Annotated in this window: 27 protein-coding genes and 3 pseudogenes; 21 read left to right on the top strand and 9 right to left on the bottom strand. The window is 59.5% G+C overall.

Annotated features, from left to right (window positions below; translation table 11 throughout):
• Window position 1: 1 nt before the first annotated feature.
• A pseudogene (locus tag DVK05_RS17800) lies at window positions 2–542 on the bottom strand (hypothetical protein); the annotation flags it as partial.
• Here DVK05_RS17800 and DVK05_RS15460 point away from each other — a divergent pair.
• The 4 genes and pseudogenes from DVK05_RS15460 to DVK05_RS15440 all read left to right on the top strand — a co-directional run.
• Window positions 531–752: pseudogene (locus DVK05_RS15460) on the top strand (Lrp/AsnC ligand binding domain-containing protein); the annotation flags it as partial. The pseudogenes DVK05_RS17800 and DVK05_RS15460 overlap by 12 nt on opposite strands.
• A gap of 72 nt (window positions 753–824) precedes the next feature.
• On the top strand, window positions 825–1,979 hold the full coding sequence (locus DVK05_RS15455) for a DUF63 family protein (RefSeq protein ID WP_049983668.1): 1,155 nt from the start codon (window positions 825–827) through the stop codon (window positions 1,977–1,979).
• A gap of 658 nt (window positions 1,980–2,637) precedes the next feature.
• Window positions 2,638–2,949 carry a hypothetical protein gene (locus DVK05_RS17585; protein WP_230455292.1) on the top strand — a complete coding sequence of 104 codons (312 nt, stop codon included), beginning with the start codon at window positions 2,638–2,640 and terminating at the stop codon, window positions 2,947–2,949.
• Window positions 2,946–3,632 (top strand): NAD(P)-dependent oxidoreductase, encoded by a 687-nt coding sequence (locus tag DVK05_RS15440; RefSeq protein WP_080506108.1) that lies wholly within the window; start codon window positions 2,946–2,948, stop codon window positions 3,630–3,632. Before DVK05_RS17585 ends, DVK05_RS15440 begins: the two co-directional genes overlap by 4 nt.
• Window positions 3,633–4,005: 373 nt before the next feature.
• On the opposite strand, the gene DVK05_RS15430 is transcribed toward DVK05_RS15440, so the two are convergent.
• Window positions 4,006–5,472: an amidohydrolase family protein gene (locus DVK05_RS15430; RefSeq protein ID WP_049983670.1), complete on the bottom strand. Its 1,467-nt coding sequence runs from the start codon at window positions 5,470–5,472 to the stop codon at window positions 4,006–4,008.
• Window positions 5,473–5,799: 327 nt separating this feature from the next.
• Between DVK05_RS15430 and DVK05_RS15425 the strand changes: the two genes are divergently transcribed.
• From DVK05_RS15425 to DVK05_RS15395, 8 genes are all read left to right on the top strand, one after another.
• The gene (locus DVK05_RS15425) at window positions 5,800–7,194 is read left to right on the top strand and encodes a permease (protein WP_049983671.1); all 1,395 of its coding nucleotides are present in this window, start codon (window positions 5,800–5,802) and stop codon (window positions 7,192–7,194) included.
• Between the two features lie 125 nt (window positions 7,195–7,319).
• Window positions 7,320–7,910: a MarR family transcriptional regulator gene (locus DVK05_RS15420; RefSeq protein WP_080506109.1), complete on the top strand. Its 591-nt coding sequence runs from the start codon at window positions 7,320–7,322 to the stop codon at window positions 7,908–7,910.
• Between the two features lie 25 nt (window positions 7,911–7,935).
• Complete coding sequence (locus DVK05_RS16995; protein ID WP_147437804.1) at window positions 7,936–8,640, top strand: hypothetical protein; 705 nt, start codon at window positions 7,936–7,938, stop codon at window positions 8,638–8,640.
• Window positions 8,641–8,912: 272 nt separating this feature from the next.
• Entirely contained in the window at window positions 8,913–9,230 is a 318-nt protein-coding gene (locus DVK05_RS15415) for a hypothetical protein (protein ID WP_049983672.1), read from the top strand.
• Window positions 9,231–9,293: 63 nt separating this feature from the next.
• Window positions 9,294–9,641 carry an SHOCT domain-containing protein gene (locus DVK05_RS15410; RefSeq protein ID WP_049986201.1) on the top strand — a complete coding sequence of 116 codons (348 nt, stop codon included), beginning with the start codon at window positions 9,294–9,296 and terminating at the stop codon, window positions 9,639–9,641.
• Window positions 9,642–9,746: 105 nt separating this feature from the next.
• Window positions 9,747–10,163: a DUF302 domain-containing protein gene (locus tag DVK05_RS15405; RefSeq protein WP_049983673.1), complete on the top strand. Its 417-nt coding sequence runs from the start codon at window positions 9,747–9,749 to the stop codon at window positions 10,161–10,163.
• A gap of 6 nt (window positions 10,164–10,169) precedes the next feature.
• A complete protein-coding gene (locus tag DVK05_RS15400; RefSeq protein WP_049983674.1) occupies window positions 10,170–10,523 on the top strand; it encodes an SHOCT domain-containing protein in 354 nt (117 codons plus the stop codon).
• Between the two features lie 134 nt (window positions 10,524–10,657).
• The gene (locus DVK05_RS15395; protein ID WP_230455295.1) at window positions 10,658–11,506 is read left to right on the top strand and encodes a plastocyanin/azurin family copper-binding protein; all 849 of its coding nucleotides are present in this window, start codon (window positions 10,658–10,660) and stop codon (window positions 11,504–11,506) included.
• A gap of 135 nt (window positions 11,507–11,641) precedes the next feature.
• On the opposite strand, the gene DVK05_RS15390 is transcribed toward DVK05_RS15395, so the two are convergent.
• On the bottom strand, window positions 11,642–11,923 hold the full coding sequence (locus DVK05_RS15390) for a hypothetical protein (RefSeq protein WP_233562218.1): 282 nt from the start codon (window positions 11,921–11,923) through the stop codon (window positions 11,642–11,644).
• Between the two features lie 3 nt (window positions 11,924–11,926).
• On the opposite strand from DVK05_RS15390, the pseudogene DVK05_RS15385 reads away from it, so the two are divergent.
• Together DVK05_RS15385 and DVK05_RS17795 are read left to right on the top strand one after the other, a co-directional pair.
• A pseudogene (locus DVK05_RS15385) lies at window positions 11,927–12,397 on the top strand (PLP-dependent transferase); the annotation flags it as partial.
• Window positions 12,398–12,602: 205 nt separating this feature from the next.
• Window positions 12,603–12,743 carry a universal stress protein gene (locus DVK05_RS17795; protein ID WP_394338861.1) on the top strand — a complete coding sequence of 47 codons (141 nt, stop codon included), beginning with the start codon at window positions 12,603–12,605 and terminating at the stop codon, window positions 12,741–12,743.
• Window positions 12,744–12,755: 12 nt separating this feature from the next.
• On the opposite strand, the gene DVK05_RS15375 is transcribed toward DVK05_RS17795, so the two are convergent.
• Genes DVK05_RS15375 through DVK05_RS15365 form a run of 3 tightly spaced genes read right to left on the bottom strand, consistent with a single transcriptional unit; the run spans window position 12,756 to window position 13,675 of the window.
• Entirely contained in the window at window positions 12,756–13,031 is a 276-nt protein-coding gene (locus DVK05_RS15375; RefSeq protein ID WP_049983675.1) for a hypothetical protein, read from the bottom strand.
• Window positions 13,032–13,034: 3 nt separating this feature from the next.
• Complete coding sequence (locus tag DVK05_RS15370) at window positions 13,035–13,322, bottom strand: hypothetical protein (RefSeq protein WP_049983676.1); 288 nt, start codon at window positions 13,320–13,322, stop codon at window positions 13,035–13,037.
• Between the two features lie 2 nt (window positions 13,323–13,324).
• Complete coding sequence (locus DVK05_RS15365; protein WP_049983677.1) at window positions 13,325–13,675, bottom strand: winged helix-turn-helix domain-containing protein; 351 nt, start codon at window positions 13,673–13,675, stop codon at window positions 13,325–13,327.
• Window positions 13,676–13,791: 116 nt separating this feature from the next.
• Here DVK05_RS15365 and DVK05_RS15360 point away from each other — a divergent pair, with 116 nt between their 5' ends.
• The gene (locus DVK05_RS15360; protein WP_049983678.1) at window positions 13,792–14,454 is read left to right on the top strand and encodes a plastocyanin/azurin family copper-binding protein; all 663 of its coding nucleotides are present in this window, start codon (window positions 13,792–13,794) and stop codon (window positions 14,452–14,454) included.
• Between the two features lie 59 nt (window positions 14,455–14,513).
• A complete protein-coding gene (locus tag DVK05_RS15355) occupies window positions 14,514–14,939 on the top strand; it encodes a hypothetical protein (protein WP_049983679.1) in 426 nt (141 codons plus the stop codon).
• Here DVK05_RS15355 and DVK05_RS15350 read toward each other — a convergent pair.
• Window positions 14,932–15,426, bottom strand: coding sequence for a hypothetical protein (locus DVK05_RS15350; protein WP_233562216.1), 495 nt, complete (start codon window positions 15,424–15,426; stop codon window positions 14,932–14,934). The two genes, DVK05_RS15355 and DVK05_RS15350, sit on opposite strands and share 8 nt — an antisense overlap.
• A 321-nt stretch (window positions 15,427–15,747) precedes the next feature.
• Between DVK05_RS15350 and DVK05_RS15345 the strand changes: the two genes are divergently transcribed.
• Both DVK05_RS15345 and acnA read left to right on the top strand, forming a co-directional pair.
• Window positions 15,748–16,344 carry a S16 family serine protease gene (locus tag DVK05_RS15345; RefSeq protein ID WP_049983681.1) on the top strand — a complete coding sequence of 199 codons (597 nt, stop codon included), beginning with the start codon at window positions 15,748–15,750 and terminating at the stop codon, window positions 16,342–16,344.
• Window positions 16,345–16,447: 103 nt separating this feature from the next.
• Window positions 16,448–19,225 (top strand): aconitate hydratase AcnA, encoded by a 2,778-nt coding sequence (acnA, locus tag DVK05_RS15340; RefSeq protein ID WP_049983682.1) that lies wholly within the window; start codon window positions 16,448–16,450, stop codon window positions 19,223–19,225.
• 2 nt (window positions 19,226–19,227) lie between these two features.
• Here acnA and DVK05_RS15335 read toward each other — a convergent pair whose 3' ends face one another.
• Window positions 19,228–20,562, bottom strand: a complete 1,335-nt coding sequence (locus tag DVK05_RS15335; RefSeq protein ID WP_049983683.1) for a permease — start codon at window positions 20,560–20,562, stop codon at window positions 19,228–19,230.
• A gap of 480 nt (window positions 20,563–21,042) precedes the next feature.
• Here DVK05_RS15335 and DVK05_RS16990 point away from each other — a divergent pair, with 480 nt between their 5' ends.
• The 3 genes from DVK05_RS16990 (at window position 21,043) to DVK05_RS15325 (ending at window position 23,300) form a co-directional block, all read left to right on the top strand.
• Window positions 21,043–21,339, top strand: coding sequence for a hypothetical protein (locus DVK05_RS16990; protein WP_147437802.1), 297 nt, complete (start codon window positions 21,043–21,045; stop codon window positions 21,337–21,339).
• A gap of 92 nt (window positions 21,340–21,431) precedes the next feature.
• Window positions 21,432–22,730, top strand: coding sequence for an APC family permease (locus DVK05_RS15330; RefSeq protein ID WP_049983685.1), 1,299 nt, complete (start codon window positions 21,432–21,434; stop codon window positions 22,728–22,730).
• Between the two features lie 57 nt (window positions 22,731–22,787).
• On the top strand, window positions 22,788–23,300 hold the full coding sequence (locus tag DVK05_RS15325; protein ID WP_049983686.1) for a metal-dependent hydrolase: 513 nt from the start codon (window positions 22,788–22,790) through the stop codon (window positions 23,298–23,300).
• 23 nt (window positions 23,301–23,323) lie between these two features.
• On the opposite strand, the gene DVK05_RS15320 is transcribed toward DVK05_RS15325, so the two are convergent.
• Entirely contained in the window at window positions 23,324–23,632 is a 309-nt protein-coding gene (locus DVK05_RS15320) for a plastocyanin/azurin family copper-binding protein (RefSeq protein ID WP_230455297.1), read from the bottom strand.
• Between the last annotated feature and the right edge of the window lie 77 nt (window positions 23,633–23,709).

The raw sequence follows: 23,709 nt of genomic DNA, 5'->3' as shown, positions 1-23,709 counted from the left end.
TTCACACCGCGTCGACGGTGAACACCGAGTCGTCGCTGAGAACGACTTGCACGCGGCGGTGCCAGGCGTCAGCGAAGGCCTCCCGTTGCTGGTCGCTTGCCGATCCGTCGAGAATCCCCTGGAGGTTCCCGATCGCGGGTCACCGCCAGGAACGTCGCTGACGTGGTAGGCCACTTCGACGGTCTCGTCCGTGTCGGTTCGCCGGAATCGGAACGTCAGCTCCGCCGTGTCCGGGTCGAATGCGTCGAAGACGAGGAGGTCGCGGCGGCCGCCGTAGCCGCCGGCGAGCCCGTTGAATCCATCATCGTCGGTCGCGCAGTCACGTACGAGATGATGCGGCTCATCACGCCGTACGCAGCATCGTCCTGCGGGCCGGCCGCCTGCACCTTGGTTTCGCTCCGAACTGGAAAGTCGTCGGGATACAGGGCGTCGAGCCCGAACCGGACGATCCGGTAGGCGTTCGAGGCAGTCGGACAGGAGTGTCCCGCCTCTTCCACTACATTTCTATAGGTGGTGACGAACGGGTCGTCCGGTTCGAGGACGCGCTCGAACGCCTCCGCGGCATCGACGGCGTGCGCGAGATCCACCTCACCACCGGCGAGTGGGACATCATCCTCCGCGTCGTCGCGGCCGACACGGACCGGCTCCGGGAGCTGATGTTCGAGCGGATCGCGGAGACCGAGGGGTTCTCGCGCTCGCAGACGATGGTGATTCTCGGCACCGACTACGAGCAGCCCGGGCCGCCGCTGTAGCGGAGCGCGTGGCGCCGCCGCCCGCGCTACGGGACCGGAACGCTCAACTCGGGACCTCCCCGAACGGTGACCATGAGCACAGGTGTGGCGGACGGGTTCGACCCGTCGCCGGAGCGCGCGTGGGCGGCGGTCGTCGGCGGCGTCACGGCGTTGTTGGCGGTCGGATCGGTCGTCTTCCCGCGCGTCGTCTACGACCAGTTCCTCTGGCGCTACTTCTGGGGGCCGGTGGTCGCGGACGGCGAGGGCGCGCAGTGCGCGGTCCGCGACGCCGGCGGGACGGAGCTGCTTGGCAGCACCGCGGCGTGTCAGGCGGCTCGGGGCGCCGGGGAGGTCGTTGCCGCCCCGGGGTACACCACCTTCTCGACGGTGAGCTACGTGGTGATCCTGCTGGCGATGCTGATCGGCGTCGTCTTCCTCCTCCGCCGGCTCGACATCGCCACGGAGCTCCGCTTCTTCTACGCGCTGTTCCCGTTCATGCTGTTCGGCGGGGCGATGCGGACGGTCGAGGACGCGGGCGTCGCCGCGACCGCGGCCGGCGTCGAACCGCTGATCGCGTTCCCGGCGAGTGCGGTGCTGATCAGCCCGTTCATCTACTTCACGGTGTTCCTGTTCACGCTCGCGTGCGTGCTCGCCGCGTTCGGGCTCGAACGCCGTGGCGTCGTCGACGACTACGCGCGGCCGCTGTTCGCGTCGGGCGCCGCGGGGCTCGCGCTCGCGGTCGGGTATCTGTCCTATCTCGCGGCCACGACCGGTTACGTCACCTTCTATCCGCAGGTGCTCGTTCCCACGCTCGTCATCGCGACGGCCGCGACCGCGGGCACGTGGGCGCTGGCGACCCGGCAGATTCCGACGATCCGACAGGGGACCGGCGCGGCCGGGATCGTGATCATCTGGGGGCACGCGATCGACGGCGTCGCGAACGTGATCGGGCTCAACTGGATGCCCGCCCTGACCGGCACCGCGAACCTCGTCCCGAAACACGTCGTCAACGCGCTGATCGTCGACTGGACCGGGCGGCTGCTGCCGGCGTCGATCGTCTCCGTCACCGGCGACGCGTGGCCGTTTCTGTTGGTGAAGCTCGCGGCCGCGACGTTCGTCGTCTGGGTGTTCAACGGGGAAATGTACGAGGAGTCGCCGCGGTACACGCTGCTGCTGTTGATCACGGTGCTCGCGGTCGGGCTCGGCCCGGGCACGCGGGACATGCTGCGCGCGACGTTCGGCGTATAAGTACCGGACTCTCGTTCCGTCGTTCGTTTATTTGGCTACTACCGGTGACGTCGTCTGAGTCGCTCTCACTTCCCGTAATTGCCTGGTAGAGGAGGTAGGCACCGCCGACGAGGGCAGGTAAAAAAGGAGCTGCATGATGATACCGGCGATAAACATCCAAGTTGGTATGGTCCCGTCTCCCCACATATGGCCGCCCATGTGCCACCCATCATCGGGCCAACTCCCATCATCCCGAAGCCCATGAAGAACATCGGGAAGAGGACGAACGCACCGATGATAATGAGAACAATCGTAATGAGTCGTGTATCGTCTGTTTTGTCAGACATATTTTCCCTCCGTGAAATGCGTCTCCAGTTCTCAATACGAGTTCCCTATTCAATGCGATTGTGTCTTACCTTCTTGTGGGCTACCTCGGGAATACTTTCGACATCCCAGCTTTGCAACAGTTCTGCGTTCGAATCCAATCTCATTCTGGGAGCCTTCGCGCTGTCACGCTGACTCATCGGGCTGGATCGTGCTAAGAGAAGGGTTCAGTAATGGGTCAAACCCCGTGCCGTGGTGCTTTTTTGTCATCATATTTTGGCGGGTAGCAGTTTGATGTAGCCGGTTTCGAATCGTATCCACAAACTCAGTGAATTACCCGCTCGTAGTATCTCATATGAGCACTCCACCCGAGCAAACCGGCGTTCGTGAGATCCCGGAATTCAGTCGGGTATCACCGGGTCTCGATCCACTTCCATTTGCTGTGGCAGCAGCTACGGTCGCAGCTGTGATCATGCTTTTACTCGGCCTCTTCGGGGCGATTGGAGTCTACGAAGGTGGGGTCGGGATGATGGAGCAGTGGCATTTGTTCTTCACGCCGACACCCGTTGGGACTATCGCTGGAATCCTTGAAGCCGTGGTCATTACTGGTGTATTCACCTACCTGTTTGCTGGGTTGTATAACCGCTTTACCAGCTCACTCTCATGAAACTCGCTGTATTCAGGGCGACTGGCGGGACAGGACGACGTTTGATAACGCAGGCGCTCGCAGCCGATTATGACGTTCGGGCCCTCACCCGAACCCAGGCTAAACTCCCGCCAGGTGAGCAGATCACAGCTATCGAGGGAAATGTCTTGGAGCCAGGGGCAGTCTCTGAAACAGTCGAGCATACAGACGCCGTGGTTTGTCTCCTTGGGCGAACGCCGAATAACCCACCGGATGTCGTGTCGCGGGGGACTCGGAACATTATCGAGGCGATGGATGACCGGCCAGTCAGCCGATTACTCGTGCTAACGTCGATGGGCCTCGGCTCGAGCTCTGAAACCGTTCCGTGGTATATCCGAATTGTAAACGCAACCGCTCTCCACGATCTGATGGCAGACAAGGCACGGCAAGAAGAACTGGTCATGCAAAGCGACCTCGACTGGACGATCGTACGGCCCGGAGGGTTGACGGACGCACCGCGAACCGGGGAATACGTCCACGGTGCCGATATTGATGCCAGTGCCCGGCCGATTTCACGGGCTGATGTCGCCGATTTTCTGCTTCAAATCGTCCAAGAGGACCTATACGTTCGAGAGACGCCGATAGTCACCAGCCAAGAGAACGCCGATCTCGGATTTTTCCTTGATCAGATTGCGACGATCGCGAAGCGACTCAGAACTAACTGAGACAACAGCTGTACGAGTCCCGCGACTGATTGCGCAAAAGCGAGTTGCTCCCCGAGCGAATTACTTAAAAAAATATCACGATACTGCCACCCCAGGACAATCACGACCAGAAGTGCCACTACACCCCCGATCAGGAACCTAAAGCCACGTCCATATATCCGTAGGGAACCGGCAGGTCGGTGGTCTGATCCAACACCAGCAACACCACAGCGAGGCCGGCGACAACGAGACCAATCACCCGACTGAGTGGGGAATCACTCTGTCTACCGGGCATAGCTGTACATAGTCGGCGAATCCTTGAAGAGCGTACTGCAAGACCGGCTGCTCCGTCTATCGCGCTGAAGGGTGGTGTGGACTGTTCTTTGCCACCCGCTTAGAATGGGAACCGATCACGCGCAGATTGAATCGCGAGGCGAGTCAGGAGTCGCGCAGGGCCACGCTTTGGGAGGTCCCGGACAGTCTCGATGTTGGTTGGCGGTTCGCTACCACCGACGTGTAACTCCCAGCCCGTCTCGTCCTCGAAGCGTTCGACAGCCTGATTTGCTCGCTGTCGCACGTCGTCCGAGTCCATTGTCTCGGGCACACCATTCCGGAGGACGACGTCGCCGTCGACGATCACTGTCTCGACGTCGGCCGGCACCGCGTTGTTCACGACCTGTGCAGGAATATTGGTCCGTGGCGTGAACTTCGGTTTGTCGGCGTCGAGGAGGATAATATCCGCGCGCTTTCCCGCTTCGATACTGCCGATCTCGTCGCCCATCCCCAGCGCGCGTGCGCCTTCAATAGTGAGCATTCGTATCAGTTCCATCGAGTCGAACTGCCCGGCTGAACGCTTGAGATTTGCCGCCAGACGGGCTTGCCGCGCTTCACCGAGCATGCTGTACGAGTCGTGCCAGTAGTGGTCGTCAATCCCTACCCCGACATCGACACCAGCGGCTCGAAGCTCGGGGACGGGCGTCCACTGCGTCTCCCCGTCCGGATTCCAGTAACAGAAGACGGACGGGCAGTGCGCAACAGCCGCGTCCGCCTCGGCGGTTCGCTGGATGTCCTCTTCGTCGGCGAGGCGGAAGTGAGCAGCGACCAGTCGATCGTCCAGGAGTCCAACATCGTCGAGTAGCCCCACCGAGTCCTCGCCGCCGTTCGCTCGTGCCATCGTGTTACTTTCCTCGAGTTCGAGCAAGTGCGTGTGGACGAGCAGGTCCGGGTACTCTGCGGCGAGGGATGCGGTCCGTTCCCACAGCTGCCTGGTACACGACCAGTCGTCGTGCGGGCAGATCGTCGCCCTGATTCGGCCCTCGTACGTGTCGTGGTATGTTTCGATGAATTCGCGAGCACGAGCGAACTGCTGATCGACTGGTTGGTCCCAGAAGAGGTCCGAGATCGCCGGGCCGAAAAATCCGCGGAGCCCTGCTTCCCCGAACGTCTCTGCACCTCCGGCAGGCCGTGCGTCCATGGAGTTCACGGTCGTGACACCGCCCAGGAGGAAATTGAGCGCTGCGAGCTCGACGCCCGCTTCGACGAGATACTCGAAGTCGCCGTTCCCTAGTCTGTTGAACAAGGTCGTCCCACTCCCAAGCATCTCTGTCAGGTTGAGTTCGCTAAACGCACCGATGAGCGGCGTCATCTCCAGGTGCGTGTGAGCATTAACCAATCCTGGCATCACTAGTTTCCCGTTCCCGTCGATAACGGTGGACGCTTCTATTTCTCCGTCTCCTGCACGTGACGGCCGGACTTCTTCGATACAGCCATCGGTGATGCATACTGTGCCGCGCTCGTACAGCCGGTTCCGCTCGTCGGCTGTGAGAACGAGTGTATCGTGGATTGCCAGATCGACAGCCATCGTAAATTAGGAAGTGGATGTGACAGTTACCATACTGGACAACCGAGCAGGCCGGCGAACGCTGGTCCTCCAGGTGGTGTCCCCCTCATTTGGGATCTCATCGGTCTCTACTGGCCCCATCAGCTTCTAATACGTCGGCGTAACTTAATCCGATTCTCCTTTTGAATCTGAGGTCGGATTCCGCGGGGCTTGTGGAGGTTTGCAAGGTTTTCCCTCTTCACGATAGATCATCTATGGCCGACGGTTAGGATACCATAGTACAGATACCCTCATAGGCAGCATATTCTAATCAAAACCGCAATAGATGATCCCTACAATGATACAACTATGCAGGCGACGATAATCGACGGAGTTCTTGAATCCCTCCGTATCGGTGTCGGATTTCTCTGGACGGCGGCGTGGGCGATCATTATGGGCCTCACGATCACGAGTCTGGTCCAGGTCTACGTCTCGAAGGAGCGGATGGCACAGGAGCTGGGTGACGGAGATCTAACTGGACTTACCAAGGCGACTGTGTTCGGAGCAGCAAGCAGTGGCTGCAGTTTCGGCGCCGTCGCCATCGGGAAGGGCCTGTTCAAGAAGGGGGCGCACGCGGTGAACTTCCTCGCGTTCATGTTCGCGTCGACCAACCTCATCGTCGAACTTGGGTTGATGATTCTGATTCTGCTTGGTTGGGAGTTCCTGGTCGCAGAGTTACTCGGTGGACTCATCCTCATCGCTGTGATGGCCGTCATCGTCCACTTCACGCTCCCCGAGAATCTCTTCGAAGAGGTCCGGGAGACGCTCAACGAGCGCGACCGTGAGGCGGGTGTCAGCGAAGACCCGACCTGCGGGATGGAAGGCAAAGACGAATACACGCTCATGACCGACGGCGGTGAGACGCTCAAATTCTGCTCGGAGGGCTGTATGGAGACCTATCGCCAGGAGACGTCGAGTCGCGGTGGGTGGCGTGACGAGTTGCTGTCGTGGGGGGGCTGGTACAAAGTCGGGAATCAGTACCGCAAGGAGTGGTCGATGATCTGGAAGGACATCGTCGCTGGCTTCCTTATTTCTGGGTTCGTCATCGTCTTCGTCCCCCAGTGGGTCTGGAACACCCTGTTCATCCAGGGCGACGGGCTGCTCGTGACCGCGGAGAACGCGATCATGGGTGTCACCATCGCCGTCCTCAGTTTCGTTGGCAGTATGGGCAACGTCCCGTTCGCGGTCGCGCTGTGGGGCGGTGGCGTCAGCTTCGCCGGGATCATCGCGTTCGTCTACGCCGACCTCATCACGATTCCCGTGCTGAACGTCTACCGGAAGTACTACGGCTGGAAGATCATGCTGTACATCCTCGGCGTCTTTTTTGTGACGATGGCGTTCACCGGCTTCCTCATGGAGGTGCTGTTCGACGCGCTGGGTATCGTTCCAGACCTGGCAGGCGGGGAGACGGCGACCGAGCAGACGTACTTCGAGCTCAACTACACGTTCTATCTCAATATTATCGCTTTCGCACTCTCTGGATTCTTTCTCTACGTTTACCGGCGCGGACTCGGCGCACCGGGTCAGTATCGTGATCCAGTGTGCGGGATGCGAACCGACGATGAGGCCCCGAGTGCATCCCATGATGGGACGACGTACTATTTTTGCTCAAAGAAATGCAAGCGTACGTTCGAAGAAGAACCCACGGAATTTGCTGATCAAAGCCCGCAGATATCGAGCCACGATCACGACCATGACCACTGATGATCGCACTGTGGTCCATCCGCTGTGAAGGGGTTCATCATCACAGTTTCAATCCGCAATTGTCACAACTACTGTACCCAAATAAACGGTATGAATAGTCAAATCTCGCAACTCGGGGCCGTCATATGAATCGCCGCCGAGCAGATACTGTCGTCGGTGTACTTGTCGGGTTCATTCTCCTGGCCGGCGGGGTACTCAGTTGGCGAGCCTATCAACAGCGTCGGGCTATCGAGCAATCGATGGGGTCGATGATGGGTTCATCTATGGGGACGATGCACGGCACAGACCCCCTCTGGTACGTGGTTGGAACCCTGCTAGTCGCTGGCGTTATCGGTACCGTCTATTACGTGGTCCGGGGAGAACTCACCGATCCAGAAGTGGCTGACACAACGACGCCTGTCGATTCCGTACAGACATCGGCAACGGCTACGTCGAGGGACGATGAAGCCTCGCCGGCGACGTCTATCAATCCTGAATCGGACCCACAAGCACGCGTTCTCGATCTCTTACCGGATGATGAACGACGCGTCCTCGAACCCGTCTTGAACTCCCCCGGAATCACGCAGATCGAACTTCGGGATCGATCTGAGTTCTCGAAGAGTAAAGTGAGCCAGACTGTGAGTTCACTCGAGGAGCGCGGGCTGCTGTATCGGGAACGACAGGGTCGGACCTATCGCGTGTATCCGAGTGATGATCTACAGAACCAACAAACCTAGAACTTCATACACACACTACCCCATCATGCCACAAGCAACACTCGAAAGCGATCATGTGAGCCGACTTCTCAAGTCAAGCACGTGGCTGAATCTCCTCCTCGCCGCACAGTTGATTGCCGGGCTGGTGTATGCATTTTTCACAGGAGATATGGGGAGTCGGTGGACCCATTTCGTCCTTCCGTTCATTTGGTTCACCGCCTCACTCTGGGTGATCTGGCACACCCGACCTGAGACGACACGTCGCGTGTATCGTCTTGGTGCCGCACTTGTCGTTGCTCTATACCTCATCGTGATGTTTTATTTTTCAGGATTACTTGGACCGAGCACCTCTCATTTCGGACAGCTCACTGGACCAAACGGCTTCGGAATAACGTGGGGTCGATCTTTGGGGTGGAGTCCGGTCTTCATCTATACAGGTGACCTGATCACGGTCTCGCTCATTCCTTATCAGGCGGTTGGCCTGTTCGCGCTGGCGTATCTCGTCTATGATGCGTTGCTTGATTTCTCGCAGTCGGCGGTCGGAGGAATTGTCGGGATTGTAGCGTGTCCTGCCTGCGTTAGTCCGTTGTTTGCTGTTCTACTTGCAGGCGGACTAAGTGGTTCTTCAACGATGCTATTGCTTGGTGCGTATGGCTACGAGATTGCGACCATTCTGTTTCTCGTGACGATTGGAATCCTCTACCATCGTCAGGCACTCACGAGGCAGTATCACCAGTTCCGAGGGAACTGACCCATCTCGTTCGTGGTTAGCAATACCTGAGCCTCCCTCGCCGCCTGAACCGTGGTTATTGTCTGGATCGCCGCAATGAGGTGAACAGTCTCGACGGATCCCCTTTGCTCTCACCATTCCTCTGATCCTCTCGAATTCGGCAGGTATGAACGATCCTGTCAGTAGAAAACGTTTAGATGGCGTTATAGACGTTCTTGAACGCTCTCCTGTTTGAGTTCATTCCCACGAAGATAACTCCGAACCCACCGTATGACTACGTGAGGCGAAAGACAATGACCAACCGAAACCTCGGACGATGGTTGCTCGTGGCGCTCGCGATTGTCGGACTCGCGTTTGCCGCCCCGGTAGTTAGCGCACACGGTGACGAACCGATCCAGGGGAACAAGACGGCAGCTGAAGGGACGCCAGCCGATGGTAGTGCAGCAGACTGGGCGGCCTGGATGGAAGGTCACATGACCGACTACATGGGCCCGAATGCCGTTGACGAGATGGAAGCGCACATGGGCGTGACCGTCGACGAGATGGCCCAAGATATGGCGGACGACAATCACACCGCGACGGGGATGAACGGACAGGGGTACGGCTGCTAACGATCCCTGTTCGGATCCTCGTCTGACACGATAGATATTCGACTTACTGACTCAACGATCACAATGACACACTACACCAACACTCTCGGGCGGACGACTCGTCGAATCGCAATACTAGCGGTTCCGCTGTTGATTGTAGCAACGGGCACCGCAGCGGCTCACGGTGGTGGAGGCTACGGCGGCGGTATGATGGGTAGCGGCGGTTGGGGGGTCTTCAGCGGTGGAATGGGCCTCTGGAGCTTCCTTTGGATGGGGCTCCTAATCGTCGTCCCGCTCTATCTCGTCTACTCACTCCTCAACAGAGATTCTGAGAGGAGTGATAGTCGGCCGCTTTCGGTTCTTCGTGAGCGTTACGCTCGCGGTGAACTCTCCGATGAAGAGTTCGAACGTCGACGAAAGCAACTCGAGTAGTGCCCATGACCGAAATAGAAGGAGCATCGTCGAGAAAAAATTCTCGTCTGCCAGTTGGGGCGACGGGACCGAACGCTTAAGTGCGTTTACAGGATACAGTATTACATGGTTTACACAATACAAACCAAGATTGATGGAGAGTTCGACGATGTCGTCGACGCAACGGATGCCGCGCTCAAAGACGAGGGATTCGGTGTTCTCTGTGACATCGACATTCAGGCGACGCTCAAGGAGAAACTCGGCGAGGAGTTCCGCCAGTATCGCATCCTCGGTGCGTGCAATCCTCCGCTGGCATACGAAGGGTTGAGTGCAGAAACTGAACTCGGTGCGCTCTTGCCCTGTAACGTCATCGTCTACGAGAACGATGACGGCGTCATCGTGGTGAGTGCGGTCGACCCGGAACAGTTAGTCGGGATCGCTGATAACGACGCGCTTGACTCCGTCGCGACCGAGGTCAGCGAACGATTCGATCGCGTACTGGCAGCCGTAACTGACGAGTTCGGATCCGCATCGGAGGCCTGATCTCTGATGGCATCATCGGATCAACTGGATACGACGACGATACTGCTCATCGTCCTCGGAGCGTTCATCCTCCTTCCCTTGCTCACAATGGGTATGGGGTTCGGTGGGATGATGGGATACGGAGGAATGATGGGCCAGTACGGTACCACAGGTGGTTGGTGGCCCCTCATCGGGATGCTCGTCCCGGTCATCTTCCTCCTTGCGCTTCTGGGCGGTGGATATCTCATCTTCCGGCGGATGAGCGAGACACAGACGTCTCATAATCCCGCGATGGAAGAGTTACGTCTGGCGTACGCTCGTGGCGATCTCACGGACGAAGAGTTCGAAGCCCGACGAGAAAAGCTCGAACAATCAGAGTGACCACTACCTAAACCGCGTTTCACCCGTTTGAACACCTGCGGATCGACTCGAGGGTATCGAAACCTACCGTTCGGCAGCATCGTTCCGTTACATCGAAATGGTGTGCTCGATTCAGCATATGGTTATGAGTAGTAATGGGAACAAACGACAAGTTCGGAGTGAGCCACGTCCGAAGTCTTCGCACCAGTATCGCGCGTAGCTACCCCCTGACGAATGATACAGACCACATGACACATCACAGCCGACGTCAATTCTTAGGCATTGTCGGTGCCAGCGCAGTCGCCAGCACCGGCTTTGCTCAGTCAGCGAACGCACAGGAGACGCCCATCGTGGAGATGGGAAACAATTACTTCGACCCAATCGGCCTACGTGTTGATCCCGGGACAACCGTTCAATTTGAACTCGCAGCGGGGGCACATTCCGCTACGGCGTACGCAGATCGTATTCCGGAGGGCGCTTCCGCCTTCGATAGTGGGACGATCTCAGACGGGAGCTTCGAATATACGTTCGAAACGCCAGGGACGTATGATTACTACTGCATCCCGCACAAGTCGATTGGGATGGTCGGACGGATCGTAGTTGGCAGTCCTGGCGGACCGGCAGAGGAGGATTCAATCCCGGATGGAGAGGTCCCATCGAGTGAGGCGATTGTTGACCAGGGTACAGTCGCCTACGGCTCAAGCAGCGATGGAAGCGGGAATACTGGTGGTGGAATGATGGGACGAGGTGGTTCTGGAATGATGAGTGGCCGCAACGGAGGTGGAGTTGGAGGGCTACCAGCTGTTGGTGGCGTACTCGGAATGCTGGGCGTTCTCGGTGGCGGGCTCTACTGGCTTGGAAACCAAAAATCTCCTCAATCGACTACCGACGACTCAGCCAGAAAAACGCTCCAGAACCGCTATGCCAGGGGCGAAATTGACGAGGAGGAGTATAGACGTCGCCGTGAGCGATTAGATGCTACTGATGAGGACATCTCCAACTGATTGCCACCGTGAGAGGGTGAACTCACCGGGGTCAAGTGATTCGGGGATTAGAGAATACCGCCCTCACCGATACCTTTGATTTCAGAACGATCCCGTGACCTGTTTTGTTTTATTTATGACTGATTTCTCTTGTGATCAACTCGCCTGTGTGGCTCGGTAGTAAACACCAATTGCGAGCACGGCTACGAGGAGAAGATATCCAGTAGCCCACACCAACGAGAGAGCCGTATCTACGTCGGTTGTGAGTCCGGTATCGACCATTACACGGACTGGCCAATAGCCCGGAAAGAGTTTCATCCACCAATCAGGTTCAGATTGAATAAACAGCGGATCCTGAAACAGTCCGATATCGAGCATCGGGAGAATCAGCATCAGCCACATCCCGGCTAGGCGGTTGAAGACGGCCCCGACGAGCATCCCGATGAGACCATACGTGACCGAGACCGAGAGGCGGTCTCCTCGGCGACGGAAGTCGTATGGCTCGCGACGCCGACGAATCCACTTATGCAGGTCGTCGATATCGCGGAGATCGCCGAAATCGCACACGAGTACGGCGCTCTCTGTACCGTGGACAACACGTTCGCGACACCGTATCTCCAGCGCCCATTAGAGTTAGGCGCAGATATCGTCGCTCATTCGTTGACGAAGTACCTCGGCGGTCACTCCGATGTCGTCGGCGGCGCCTTGGTCACGGACGACGAAGGCTTGGACGAGCAGTTGGGGTTCTACCAGAACAGCGTGGGAGCGACACCGGACCCGTTCGCGTGCTTCCTCGTCCTTCGCGGAACGAAGACGCTCCCCATCCGGATGGACCGACACAGTGGGAACGCCCGCGACCTTGCGGCGTGGCTCGACGATCATCAGTCACTCACGCTCTTGATTTGGCTCGGACGTACGATCCGACACCTCATGCCCTCTACATTGTGGATAGAGGTGCCTACGCGTCTCGTCCGGAATGGACGTGGGACAAACTGCAGCAAGTATTGGAGCAAAACGGAGAGACTGTCGTCGAAAATGTCCAGTCCCGGGCAGCTGCCGACGATGTTTTAGTCGTTGCTGAGATCACTCACGCCGTTCCTCATCAGGCAATAAGGAAATACTGGATCAACACGGGAACGACCTCGTCGTGATGGGAACACACGGACGATCCGGCCTTTCACGACGGCTCCTCGGAAGTGTGATCGAACAGGATCTCCGGAACTCAGATGAGCTCATTTTAACCATTCGAGGAGTATAGCCGTGGCTCGAGCTACCAGCGAAGTGAGATGAGAAGCACCACGAATCCGAGACCGATGGCGACCGATTCGATGATATGGACGAAAGCGAGATCGAGCCCCCCGAACTCGAACAGTACTCCTTCGATGAACACACCGAGGGTGATGATCCCGAATCCGATTGCAGCGTTTCTCATATAGTACGTCCTCGTTCGTCGATACGCCTTGAAACTGTAGTACGTGATCAGAATACCGAGGCCAAGGACAGCCAAGCGGACGGCCACGAGAACGGCTGTTGTCGTATCCACCATTAGTCAGTCCTCCAGTTTCTGCGGGTCACGTCCGTATAGAGCGTAGAGGATCGTAAGCATGCCAATCGCGACGATGGTTGTTGCCACCGTTCCCGCATTATGTAAGGTCAGGCCAACCACGTCGAACAAGATTCCTTCGACGATTGCGCCGAAGCTGATAATGGCGAACCCGACCGCGAGGTACAGCATCGATTGACTGTTGCTACGTCGGTACCCTCGATAGGCCTGATAGGCGATCACGAATCCCAGAACCATTGTGACGAGCTTTGCGACGATGAGTCCGGGGTGCATGGTTATTCGTTCCTCATTGTGTTCCACAACCGAGCAAATCTGTCGGGCGCGTCTTCTCGAAGTTCGATACGGACGTCGAATCCTGATTCGAGGAGCTGGACCTCGACGCGGTCGAGTTGGGCTTCGTATTCACTGTAATGATGACCGTCGGGATCAACGTGCGTTCGCTCGATAAGCAGATCGTACTCCAGTAACGTGTTGACCCGTCTGGAAACTGTCGAGACTGACATGTCACACTCTTCGCTGAGTTCCTTGGCGGACAGATGTTTTCGGCGAGTCGACTCGAGGATCGCGCGTGCATAGTCGTCGTCAAGGATTTCGAGAATCCTCGAGATATCTCGCTCCTCACTCACAATCCGTGTTGTTGTGGGTGGGTATATAAAGAAACGCCGATTTGCTGACCCAGCAAATCTGCTTTCCGGATTATATGCCCAGCCCGTGTAGGTTCACCTGTAAGGTGACCGATGGCATGACCGACTCAATCACGCGTCGACGGATGCTCCAGCTGACTGGCGGTGCAGCAGTCGTTGGGCTTGCCGGGTGCACTGGAACGCAGAATAACGACAGCGAGGCGGCAAACGCGTCGCCGACCGAGAGTGGCAACGACGAAGGTACGGAGAGCGGTCACAGCGACGAAGAGAGCGGCCACGATGACGAGGGCGGTCACGACGAAGCGGTCGGAGCGCCGTCCGATACGGCCGAAGTGAACATGATTACGGAGGACGGGGGCTACCACTTCGAGCCACACGTCGTGCGGGTGAACGTCGGGGGAACCGTCACCTGGAACAACGAGAGTGGGAGTCACTCGACGACCGCCTACCACTCCGACAACGATCAGCCCCAGCTCGTTCCCGACGGGGCTGCGGCCTGGGACAGCGGTATCGTCTCCGAGCAGGGCGCGACGTTCGAACACACCCTCGAGACCGAGGGCGTCTACCACTACTACTGCACGCCCCACGAGAGCCTCGGGATGCTCGGCAGCGTCATCGTCGGCGAGCCGGACCCCCACGAGCAGGTCGCCCTCGAAGAGCCGCCGGCCGATAAGCCGGAAAGCGTCCGCGAGAAGCTCGAAGAGCTGAACGGGATGATTCGGACGGCGCTCGGTGACGACCACGAAGAAGACAGCCACTGAGACACATAATTTTCCCGTCGTAGCGAGTACTTTTTATCAGGACCGAGGAGCGTCGACGAATGGGTATTTCAACACAGCAACAAGATCGACCACTCTCGCTCTGGGCACTCATCGCGACGGTTGGTGTGCTGGGCGTGTCGGGACTCGCTGGCGGAGGCCAATTCATCCTCGCTCCCTCGGGGCGTCTTATCGGTATCTCGTCGACGCTTCTGGCTGGCTCCCCGTTCGAGAGCTATCTGATTCCCGGGGTCATCCTCTTCAGTGTCCTCGGTGTGTTTCCGCTGGTCGTCGTGTACGGTCTCTACCGTCGAAAACGATGGGCGTGGCCGGCAGCCATCGCCGTCGGCGTCGCGCTCGTCGTTTGGGTCCTCGTCGAAGGGGTTGTCATCGGATTCGGGAAACGGTTGCAGTATCCCCACCTCGTCCAGGGTGTGGTGATCGTCGGTCTTGCAGTACTCCCCTCTGTTCGAGCGGCTCTCAGATGAGCACGTTGTACCCGACGTGGGCGAACGCGAGGGCGAGATACCCGAGCACGAGCGCCGCCAGGGTTCGCCGAGAGAGTGATGGGAGCCCGATGGCGTCGGAGCCGTGAATCCGCTCGCCGAGCGCGTACGCGAACCGCCCGGCGAGTAACGCGAACGGCAGGTGGACGAACACCAGCGGGAGCACGAGCGAGTCGAACCGGACTGTCGCCTCCAGCCGCGACAGATACTCGAGTTTGAGCACGAGTTCGAGGAGCGCAACGGTCAGCCCGGAGGCCACGGTCGCGAGTAACCCTTCGGTCTTCGAGAGGAGCGTCCCCCGACGGTAACTCCAGCCGTAGAAGACGAGTATCAGCGGGACGAACCGGACGAATGCCTCCTCGACGAGTCCGACCAGAAGTGACCAGGTCGCGAGGGTCGTCACTCCGAGCAAGAGAAGTTCGAACTGGTAGGCGATCCACACGCCAACCCCGGTCACAACGCTGCTCACGCCCACGAGCCCGACCAGTGACCGATACCGGAGCGTCATGAGTGGTGATGAGACTGTGTCTATACGTCAGCGCACACCGAAATAGATGTACCCGTTCGAAACGCGTACACGAAGAGCATTTATTACTGTACCCGTGTTACATAGTACCACGCAAGCCCCAGCGTAGCCACGCACCATACTGCTATGCCCACCGATGATTCCGCGTCCGTCTCTCGCCCGTCCGATACGGAAAGAGACGTTGTAGGACGGGTAGAAGAGACGATTCTGTCACGGCGAGGGTTCCTCGCAGGACTCGGCCTGGGGGGCGTCGGCGGCGCTGGGGTGGTTCTCGGTCTCACGCGAGCGGGAGACGGGTTTCAGTCGCTGGCGACGCTTGCGGGCGGGGCCACGCTTCCCGCGACAACACGCTACTATCTTCCAGCGGTCGACGGCTCCGGCGACGGCCTCGTCGTCCCGTTCGAGTTCGAGTTCACCGACGGGGACGGTGAACTGTTCGCCAACCTGAACGGAATCGAAGTCCGTCACGACCTCCAGCTCGCGCTCCGAGAGGCGAGGGAGACGGCCACAGGTCTCACCGGAAAGTCGCTCACCAACATGGCGACGCACATCACGTTCGAGCCCCCCTCCTCCGGCGTGCTTGTACTCCGCGGGAAGAGTTGGGAGGCCGGGCTTACCGTCGCACTCGTTGCTAGCCTCCACCAGCAGTCGCTCTCACAGGAGACGCTCATGACGGGGATCGTCGACGACGAGGGCGCGTTGCTTCCCGTCGGCGGGATCGAGAGGAAAGCGCGCGCGGCGCGGGCAGTCGGCGCACGGGAGCTAATCATCCCGGCAAGCGAACCGACGGACGTGGCTGTTCAAGGGCTCCGAATCGTCGAATCTCCCTCGATTACAGATACACTCGACCGGATTCTGTGACCGGAGCGTCTCACTGCTGATTGGGTCCAAGGAGCGAATCGGTCCAGCCTAGCCGATGGCTTACGGGAAACGATTCAAGAGCCGGGTCGCCGTAGCTCAGGGTATGGCCGAAACCGATCCTTTCGACGCGATACGCGAGTTCGAGTTCGACGGAGATGCCTATCGGATGGCGGATCTCACCGCCCTCGAAGAGGCGGGACTCTGTGAACTGGACCGTCTCCCGGTCAGCATCCGTGTCCTCCTCGAATCCGTCCTTCGGAACGTCGACGGCGACACGATCTCCGCCGAGGACGTTCGAAACGTCGCGTCGTGGCAACCTGACGTACCGGACGTCGAACTCCCGTTCACACCCTCGCGGGTCGTCTTGCAGGACCTCACCGGTGTCCCTGCCGTCGTCGACCTCGCTGCGCTCCGATCAGCGGTTGACCGGAAAGGCAAGGATCCCGCGATCGTCGAGCCAGAGATTCCAATTGACCTCGTGATCGATCACAGCGTCCAGGTCGACTATTTCGGCTCCGAGGATGCCTACGAGAAGAACGTCGAACTGGAGTACGAGCGCAACGGCGAGCGGTATCGAGCGCTCAAGTGGGCTCAGCAGGCCTTCGACGACTTCCGCGTCGTCCCGCCGGGAACGGGCATCGTCCACCAGGTAAACCTCGAATATCTCGGCCAAGTGGTCCACGCTCGTGAGCGTGACGGTGAGAACTGGCTGCTTCCGGACACGCTTGTCGGCACGGACAGTCACACGCCGATGATCGGCGGCATCGGCGTCGTCGGCTGGGGCGTCGGTGGCATCGAGGCCGAAGCCGCGATGCTCGGCCAGCCCATCACAATGAACCTCCCCGAAGTCGTCGGGGTCCGCCTTACCGGAGAACTCCCCGAGGGTGCAACTGCGACTGACCTCGTGCTTCACGTCACCGAACAGCTTCGCGAGGTTGGCGTCGTCGATCGCTTCGTCGAGTTCTTCGGTCCCGGCGTGGCGAACCTCACGGTCCCCGACCGGGCGACTATCGCGAACATGGCCCCCGAGCAGGGTTCGACCATCTCGATGTTCGGCGTCGACGAAGCGACGCTCGACTACCTCGAACTCACGGGTCGTGACGAGGAGCACATCGAACTCGTTCGCGAATATCTCGATGCGCAGGGGCTGTTCGGCGAACAGAATCCGGAGTACACGGAGACGGTCGAGCTCGATCTCTCGACGATCACGCCGAGTCTCGCGGGACCAAAGCGTCCCCAGGACCGTGTCCCGATGGACGATATGAAGACCCACTTCCGGGGGCTGGTCCACGGCGAGTTCGAAGACGAACTCGACGACATCGACGAGGACGCACTCACCCGCTGGCTGGGCGAGAGCAGCGTCGCCGCCGACCGCCCCGACGCCGACCTCCCGGAACCGGACGTGGGCGAACTAAACGACACGGTCGACGTCGACCTCGACGGCGAGACAACCGAAATCAGGCATGGGAGCGTCGTCGTCAGCGCCATCACCAGCTGTACGAACACGTCGAACCCCTCGGTGATGCTCGCCGCAGGCCTGCTCGCCCGCAACGCCGTCGAGTACGGCCTGGATGTCCCCGAGTACGTCAAGACTAGCCTCGCGCCCGGGAGCCGCGTCGTCACCGAATACCTCGAAGCCTCGGGATTACTGCCGTATCTCGAAGACCTCGGCTACAACGTCGTCGGCTACGGCTGTACGACCTGCATCGGGAACGCCGGGCCACTCCCCGAACCCATCGAGCGCGCCATCGACGCCGAGGACCTCTGGACGGCGAGCGTCCTCTCGGGCAATCGGAACTTCGAGGCGCGCATCCACCCGAAGGTCAGAGCGAACTACCTCGCCAGTCCGCCGCTCGTGGTCGCTTATGGCCTTGCTGGTCGCATGGATATCGACCTCGAACGAGACCCGCTCGGAACGGATGACAACGGCGAGTCGGTTTACCTCGCGGATATCTGGCCCGGCGCTGACGAGATCCACGCGGCGGTTCACGACAGCGTCGACTCGTCGATGTTCGAGGAGAAATACGCTGAGGTATTCGAGGGTGACGAGCGGTGGGAGGCGCTCGACGCGCCGACCGGTGACGTCTACGAGTGGGACGATTCTTCGACGTACATCCGAGAACCGCCATTCTTCAAGGACTTCCCGCTGGAGCAACCGGGCGTCGCGGATATCGAGGACGCTCGGACGCTCATGTTGCTCGGTGACACGGTCACGACCGACCACATCAGCCCGGCGGGCCCGTTCTCTCGTGAGCAGCCGGCCGGGGAGTGGCTCGTCGAACAGGGCGTCGAACCCCACGATTTCAACACGTACGGCGCTCGCCGGGGCAACCACGAGGTGATGATGCGCGGCACCTTCGCCAACGTCCGCATCGAGAACGAGATGCTCGACGATGTCGAGGGTGGCTACACGATCCACCAGCCTACAGACCAGCAAACGACTGTCTTCGAGGCCAGCCGTCGCTATCGCGAGGACGACACGCCGCTGGTCGTGTTCGCCGGCGAGGAACTCGGCACTGGATCGAGCCGCGACTGGGCGGCGAAGGGGACCGACCTTCTCGGCGTTCGCGCAACCATCGCGGAGAGCTACGAGCGCATCTTCCGTGACAACCTCGTCGGCATGGGTGTCCTCCCGCTCCAATTTGCCGAGGGCGACTCGTGGGAATCACTCGGTCTCGACGGTTCTGAACGGGTCGCGATTCACGGGCTTGACGATGGTCTCAACGTGAACGAGGAACTCACGGTGGTTGCCGAACGTGACGACGGATCGACCGTTGAATTCCCCGTTACTGCGCAGGTCGGGACGCCTGCAGCCGTTCGATACGTCGAGAACGGGGGCATCCTTCACCTCGTTCTTCGCCGGCTACTCACTCAGGGGTAGAATCAGTCCGTCATTGCTACATGTCCCTCGTCACCGCGTTCCCCGCCAGCCACCGAATCCTGTTTGTGGAGCCAGTAGAGGAACGCGAAGAACGCCGTCGCGAGGACGTTCAACACGAGCTTGTAGTTGAGTTCGATGGACACTTCGGCGATCTGCGCGGAGGCCCGCGACGGGATGAGGCCCAGGCCCAAGAACAGGAAGTGAACCACGAACCCGGCGATAACGGCGGTGACGAAGATCATCAGGGACAGCACCGCCGCGAACGTCGTCCCGTAGTACTCGTCGTAGGCTTTCATGATCGGCGGAACGATGAGGTCCGCGAAGATGTACGACAGCACCGACCCGAAGGGGAGCCCGCGCGTCCAGAGGACGGTCCCGAACGGGACGTTCCCGACCGAACAGACGAAGGTGACGACGCCGATGATCGCACCCAGCGCGGCCGTCCAGAGGACGTATACCGGCAAGCCGAATACGGCTCCGGAGAAGACGCTCGTCCAGACGGCTTCGGGGATGAACCCGGCGATGAGCCCGGCGAAAATGAACCCGATGGCGATCTCGTCCCACAGCATCGCCCACTCCTTCCACTGTTTGTCCGCGAGCGATTTCCACCCGGACCACGAGGTCGCCTTTTCCGGAATCGACGTGTTCGCTTCCTCGGGGTCGAAGGAGTCCTTGCAGGACTGCGAGCAGAAGTAGTACGTCTGGTCGTTGTGTTCGATGGAGTAGTCGGTTTCCTCAGGATCGACCTCCATTCCACAGACCGGGTCTTGGACAGTGATGCCCTCGTCGTCGGTGACGTTCTCGCGTGCTTCATCGAGGACCTCGTCGGGAACGACGTAGACGAAGCCGACCGACATCAGGCCGATGAGGAGCAGTCCACCGACCACATCGGCAAGCAGGAACTCCCAACCCAGCAGCAGCCAGATGACGATGCCGATCTCGATGACGAGGTTCGTCGAGGCGAACTGGAATGCCGCCAGCGCCGCCGCAGCCGACGCCCCCTTCTTGTAGAGGTTCTTCGCCGTGGCGATGGCCGAGTACGAACACGACGAGGAGACGAACCCGAAGAACGTCGCGAGGCCGATGGAGCGGGGTCCGTGGCCTTCGAGCAGCTCTGAGATCCGCTGGGTCGAGACCCACGCCTCGACGCCGCCGGCGATGGCGAAGCCGATGACGAGTGCCCACCAGGTGATCCACGCCATCGCGGCGGTCGTCGTCGCGGCCTGCCTCGCACTCTCCACGATGAACGTCCCGAGCGGTTTCGTCGTCGTGACGATGCCGATGGTGACGGTGATTACGGCGATGACCGTGAGGATCGCGTAATCTGATCTGTCCATTGTCTTGGTGGCCTACATTTAGGGGCTCCTCTCCTAATGCGGTTGTGGCTACATCTGTGGGATATATCGTTTGTGATCCTTTGGATACCAGCATCACAACCCTAGCAGAATTTAGAATCAAGGGGTATGCCACTTCGGGTGCGGAGTAATTGACTTGTGGCTGGCTGGGGAAGATAGTCGTATGCTTACGTCCTACAGCGAACTTCTCTTGACGGGTATCATTCTCGCGAGCACCGCGTACACGGTGAGCAAAACGCCCGCTATCTGGCACCAGTACGAGGGAATATATGGACACCTACTCGTTGGCGTACCGCTCGTTGGGCTACTGTTCGGGATCGCCCATCTCGGGATGCTCACACCGCTTCCGCATGGCCTGCTCGCTGCAGTGGAAACCGGAGCTCTCCTCGGTGTCATAGTCGTACTCGGCGCACTCGGATATATTCACCCGCGACTTGGGTATTCTGGGGGAGAATCCCGATGATGGCGCTCCTCTTCTCGTTACTCTCGGCAGTCGTCGCTGGTGGGCTTGCGTTCCTTTGTTACACTCTGCTCTACGGGGACTCCGTGCTGGTGATTCAGCGGCCGTTCTTTTTTAGAATCGGCGTTGGAGCGCTCTGTGCTGCCGTCCTCGGGGCAAGTGCAGTCGTGGTCGGCTGGGTTCCGACACATCTTCTTCACGCTATCTTCGCAGTATCAATCGCTGCGGCGGTCCGGACAGTCCATAACGGTCTCCATCCGGACACTGAAGCGTGGTTCTACTCGCTTTTCGGAACCTGAGCATCGAAGTAGACGATTTCTACTTCTCGGGCTGAGGTGGTTTGGATTCTAAACAACAAGAAGTCTAAAGATGGCACCCCAACGGAGAGACGATGAGCGAGAAGCTGGGCCGTCTCGGTGCAGTCTCGATTGCGCTCGGTGGTATGATCGGGGGTGGGATCTTCGCCGTACTTGGCGTCGTTGCGGAAATGTCGGGGCCTGCGGCGTGGCTCGCCTTTACCGGCGGCGGTGTCGTCGCGTTCTGCGCTGGCTACTCGTACGTTCGTCTCCAGCGGCTTGGCGACGTGTCCGGCGGTTCGGTCAGTTTCTTACAGGAGTTCGGTGAGTCGACGACGGTCGCTGGGATGGTCGGGTGGACGCTTCTGTTTGGCTATATCGGGTCGATGGGGATGTACGCGTTCGCGTTCGGTAGTTTCGCGACGAAACTTCTCGGCGTCGAAACAGCCCTCGGGGTTCCACTCCGCCCCGTCGTGTCGGTTCTCAGCGTCCTGGGGTTTGTACTGCTGAACGTCCTCGGCGCCCGGGCGAGTGGCGTGACCGAGGTGCTCCTCGTCGCGGCAAAGGTCGGGATTCTCCTCATTTTCGGTGTGTGGGGGTTCTATTTTGGAGCGCGGACAGGACAGCTGACGACCGGGTTCTCCTCCGTCGCGACGGGCGGGTTGCTCATGTCCGCTGCCCTCTCATTTGTCGCCTTTCAGGGCTGGCAGCTACTCTTTTACGACGAGGGAAATCTTCGGAACGCCCGGACGACCATCCCGCAGGCGATCTATCTCTCAATTCCCGCTTCTCTCGGGCTGTACGTCCTCGTAGCAGTCGTCACGACGGGTCTGCTTCAGCCCGAAACGATCGCCGCGAACCCCGAGGTGTCACTCGCCATCGCGGCCGAACCGTTCATGGGGCAGATGGGGTTCATCCTCATTTCCGTGGCGGCGCTGTTCTCGACTGGGAGCGCGATCAACGCCACGCTGTTCTCGGCGGCCCACTTTGCGACGGGAATGCTTGAAGACGACCTACTTCCCGACCGGATCGGAGACGCCGATGCCGACGGTGCTCCGACGCGAACACTTCTCGTCTTGGGCCTGATAACGGCCGCGTTCACCGCCTACGGTAGTCTTCAGGGAATCACGTCGTTCGCGTCGCTTGCCTTCATCACCGTCTTTGGGTCGATGAGTTTCCTCGCGTTCAGGCATCGAGCGGGGCTTCGAACAGGTATCCTCCCCGCTGTCGGCGTGGTGGGTGCAGTACTGTTCTTTCCTTCGTTAGTGTACCACCTCGCCGTGATGGAACCCGCCGTCTTCAGTGTGGTTCTCGTTGTGACGGTCGTCCTCCTGGGGCTGGAGATCCTCTACTTCGAGCGCGAGACTATTCGCTCCGAAATCGATAGCGTGTGATGCTGACGGGGCAGCAGTGCGTGAACGATTTAAATAGCCTGGACAGTGTTGTCGAGTGTGCTCTTTTGGGTCCACGCTGCAGTCGCGTATCTCGTTTACCGAGGCATTTCTGGTGGCCCTACTGACCGATGTGACGATGTCCCGATCTTCGCCCTGTTCGGAGGTGCGTTGCTCCCGGATCTCGTCGACAAACCACTCGCGTTTGTACTTCCATCGCTCCCGAGTCGGTCGGTCGCGCACTCGGTGTTCACCGCGGCACTCGTCGTCCTGATTGTCTTCTATGTCACGAAACACAGGGACCGGTGGGGGGTCGGCGCGGCGTACGCGCTCGGATATGGATCACACCTCGCTGCGGACCTCGTGGATTACCTGTTCGTCCCCGAGGAGACGCTACTGTTTCTGTTCTGGCCGGTCGTAACTGACTATCACCACGTCGAGACGGTCGGAGACCTGCTCGCGCTGTTGTCTCCGACCCCGTATGTACTCGGGCAAACCGTCGTCACGATACTGGGGCTCTGGCTATGGATGGCCGATGGAATGCCGGGATACCCATCGACCCACCGTCAGTGATCGAGTGAGGTCGACTCTCGTGGTCATTCGACGATGACACGTCCGACCATCCCGCTTTCCTCGTGTGGCAGGCAGAAATACTGGTACGTCCCCGTGACGTCGAACGTGTAACTGTAGGTTTCGCCTCGTTCGAGAAACCCTCTCGCTGACGTACTCTGCCGGACAGCCTGCTCGGACTCGTAGCCGCCGCTTGCGAAGTACGACGCCTCGTCGGGAATCCCTTCTTCGTATGCCGATGCGGTATGGGGGACTCCACTCTCGTTCACCCAGGTGACCTGCTGACCGGGGTCGATTGCGACGTCAGCCGGATCGAATCGCAGGTCGCCCGTCATCGTCACCGTCGGACCCGACGGGCCGCTACCTCCGAGACAGCCAGCAATCGCGGTTGCCCCGACTGCTAGCACACTCC

The sequence above is a fragment of the Halorubrum sp. Atlit-8R genome (assembly GCF_003666025.1).
In the GTDB taxonomy this organism is placed as follows: Archaea; Halobacteriota; Halobacteria; order Halobacteriales; family Haloferacaceae; genus Halorubrum; species Halorubrum salinarum.
The sequence above is the reverse complement of the archived record's forward strand: the minus strand, read 5'-3'. Positions and strand labels throughout refer to the sequence as shown.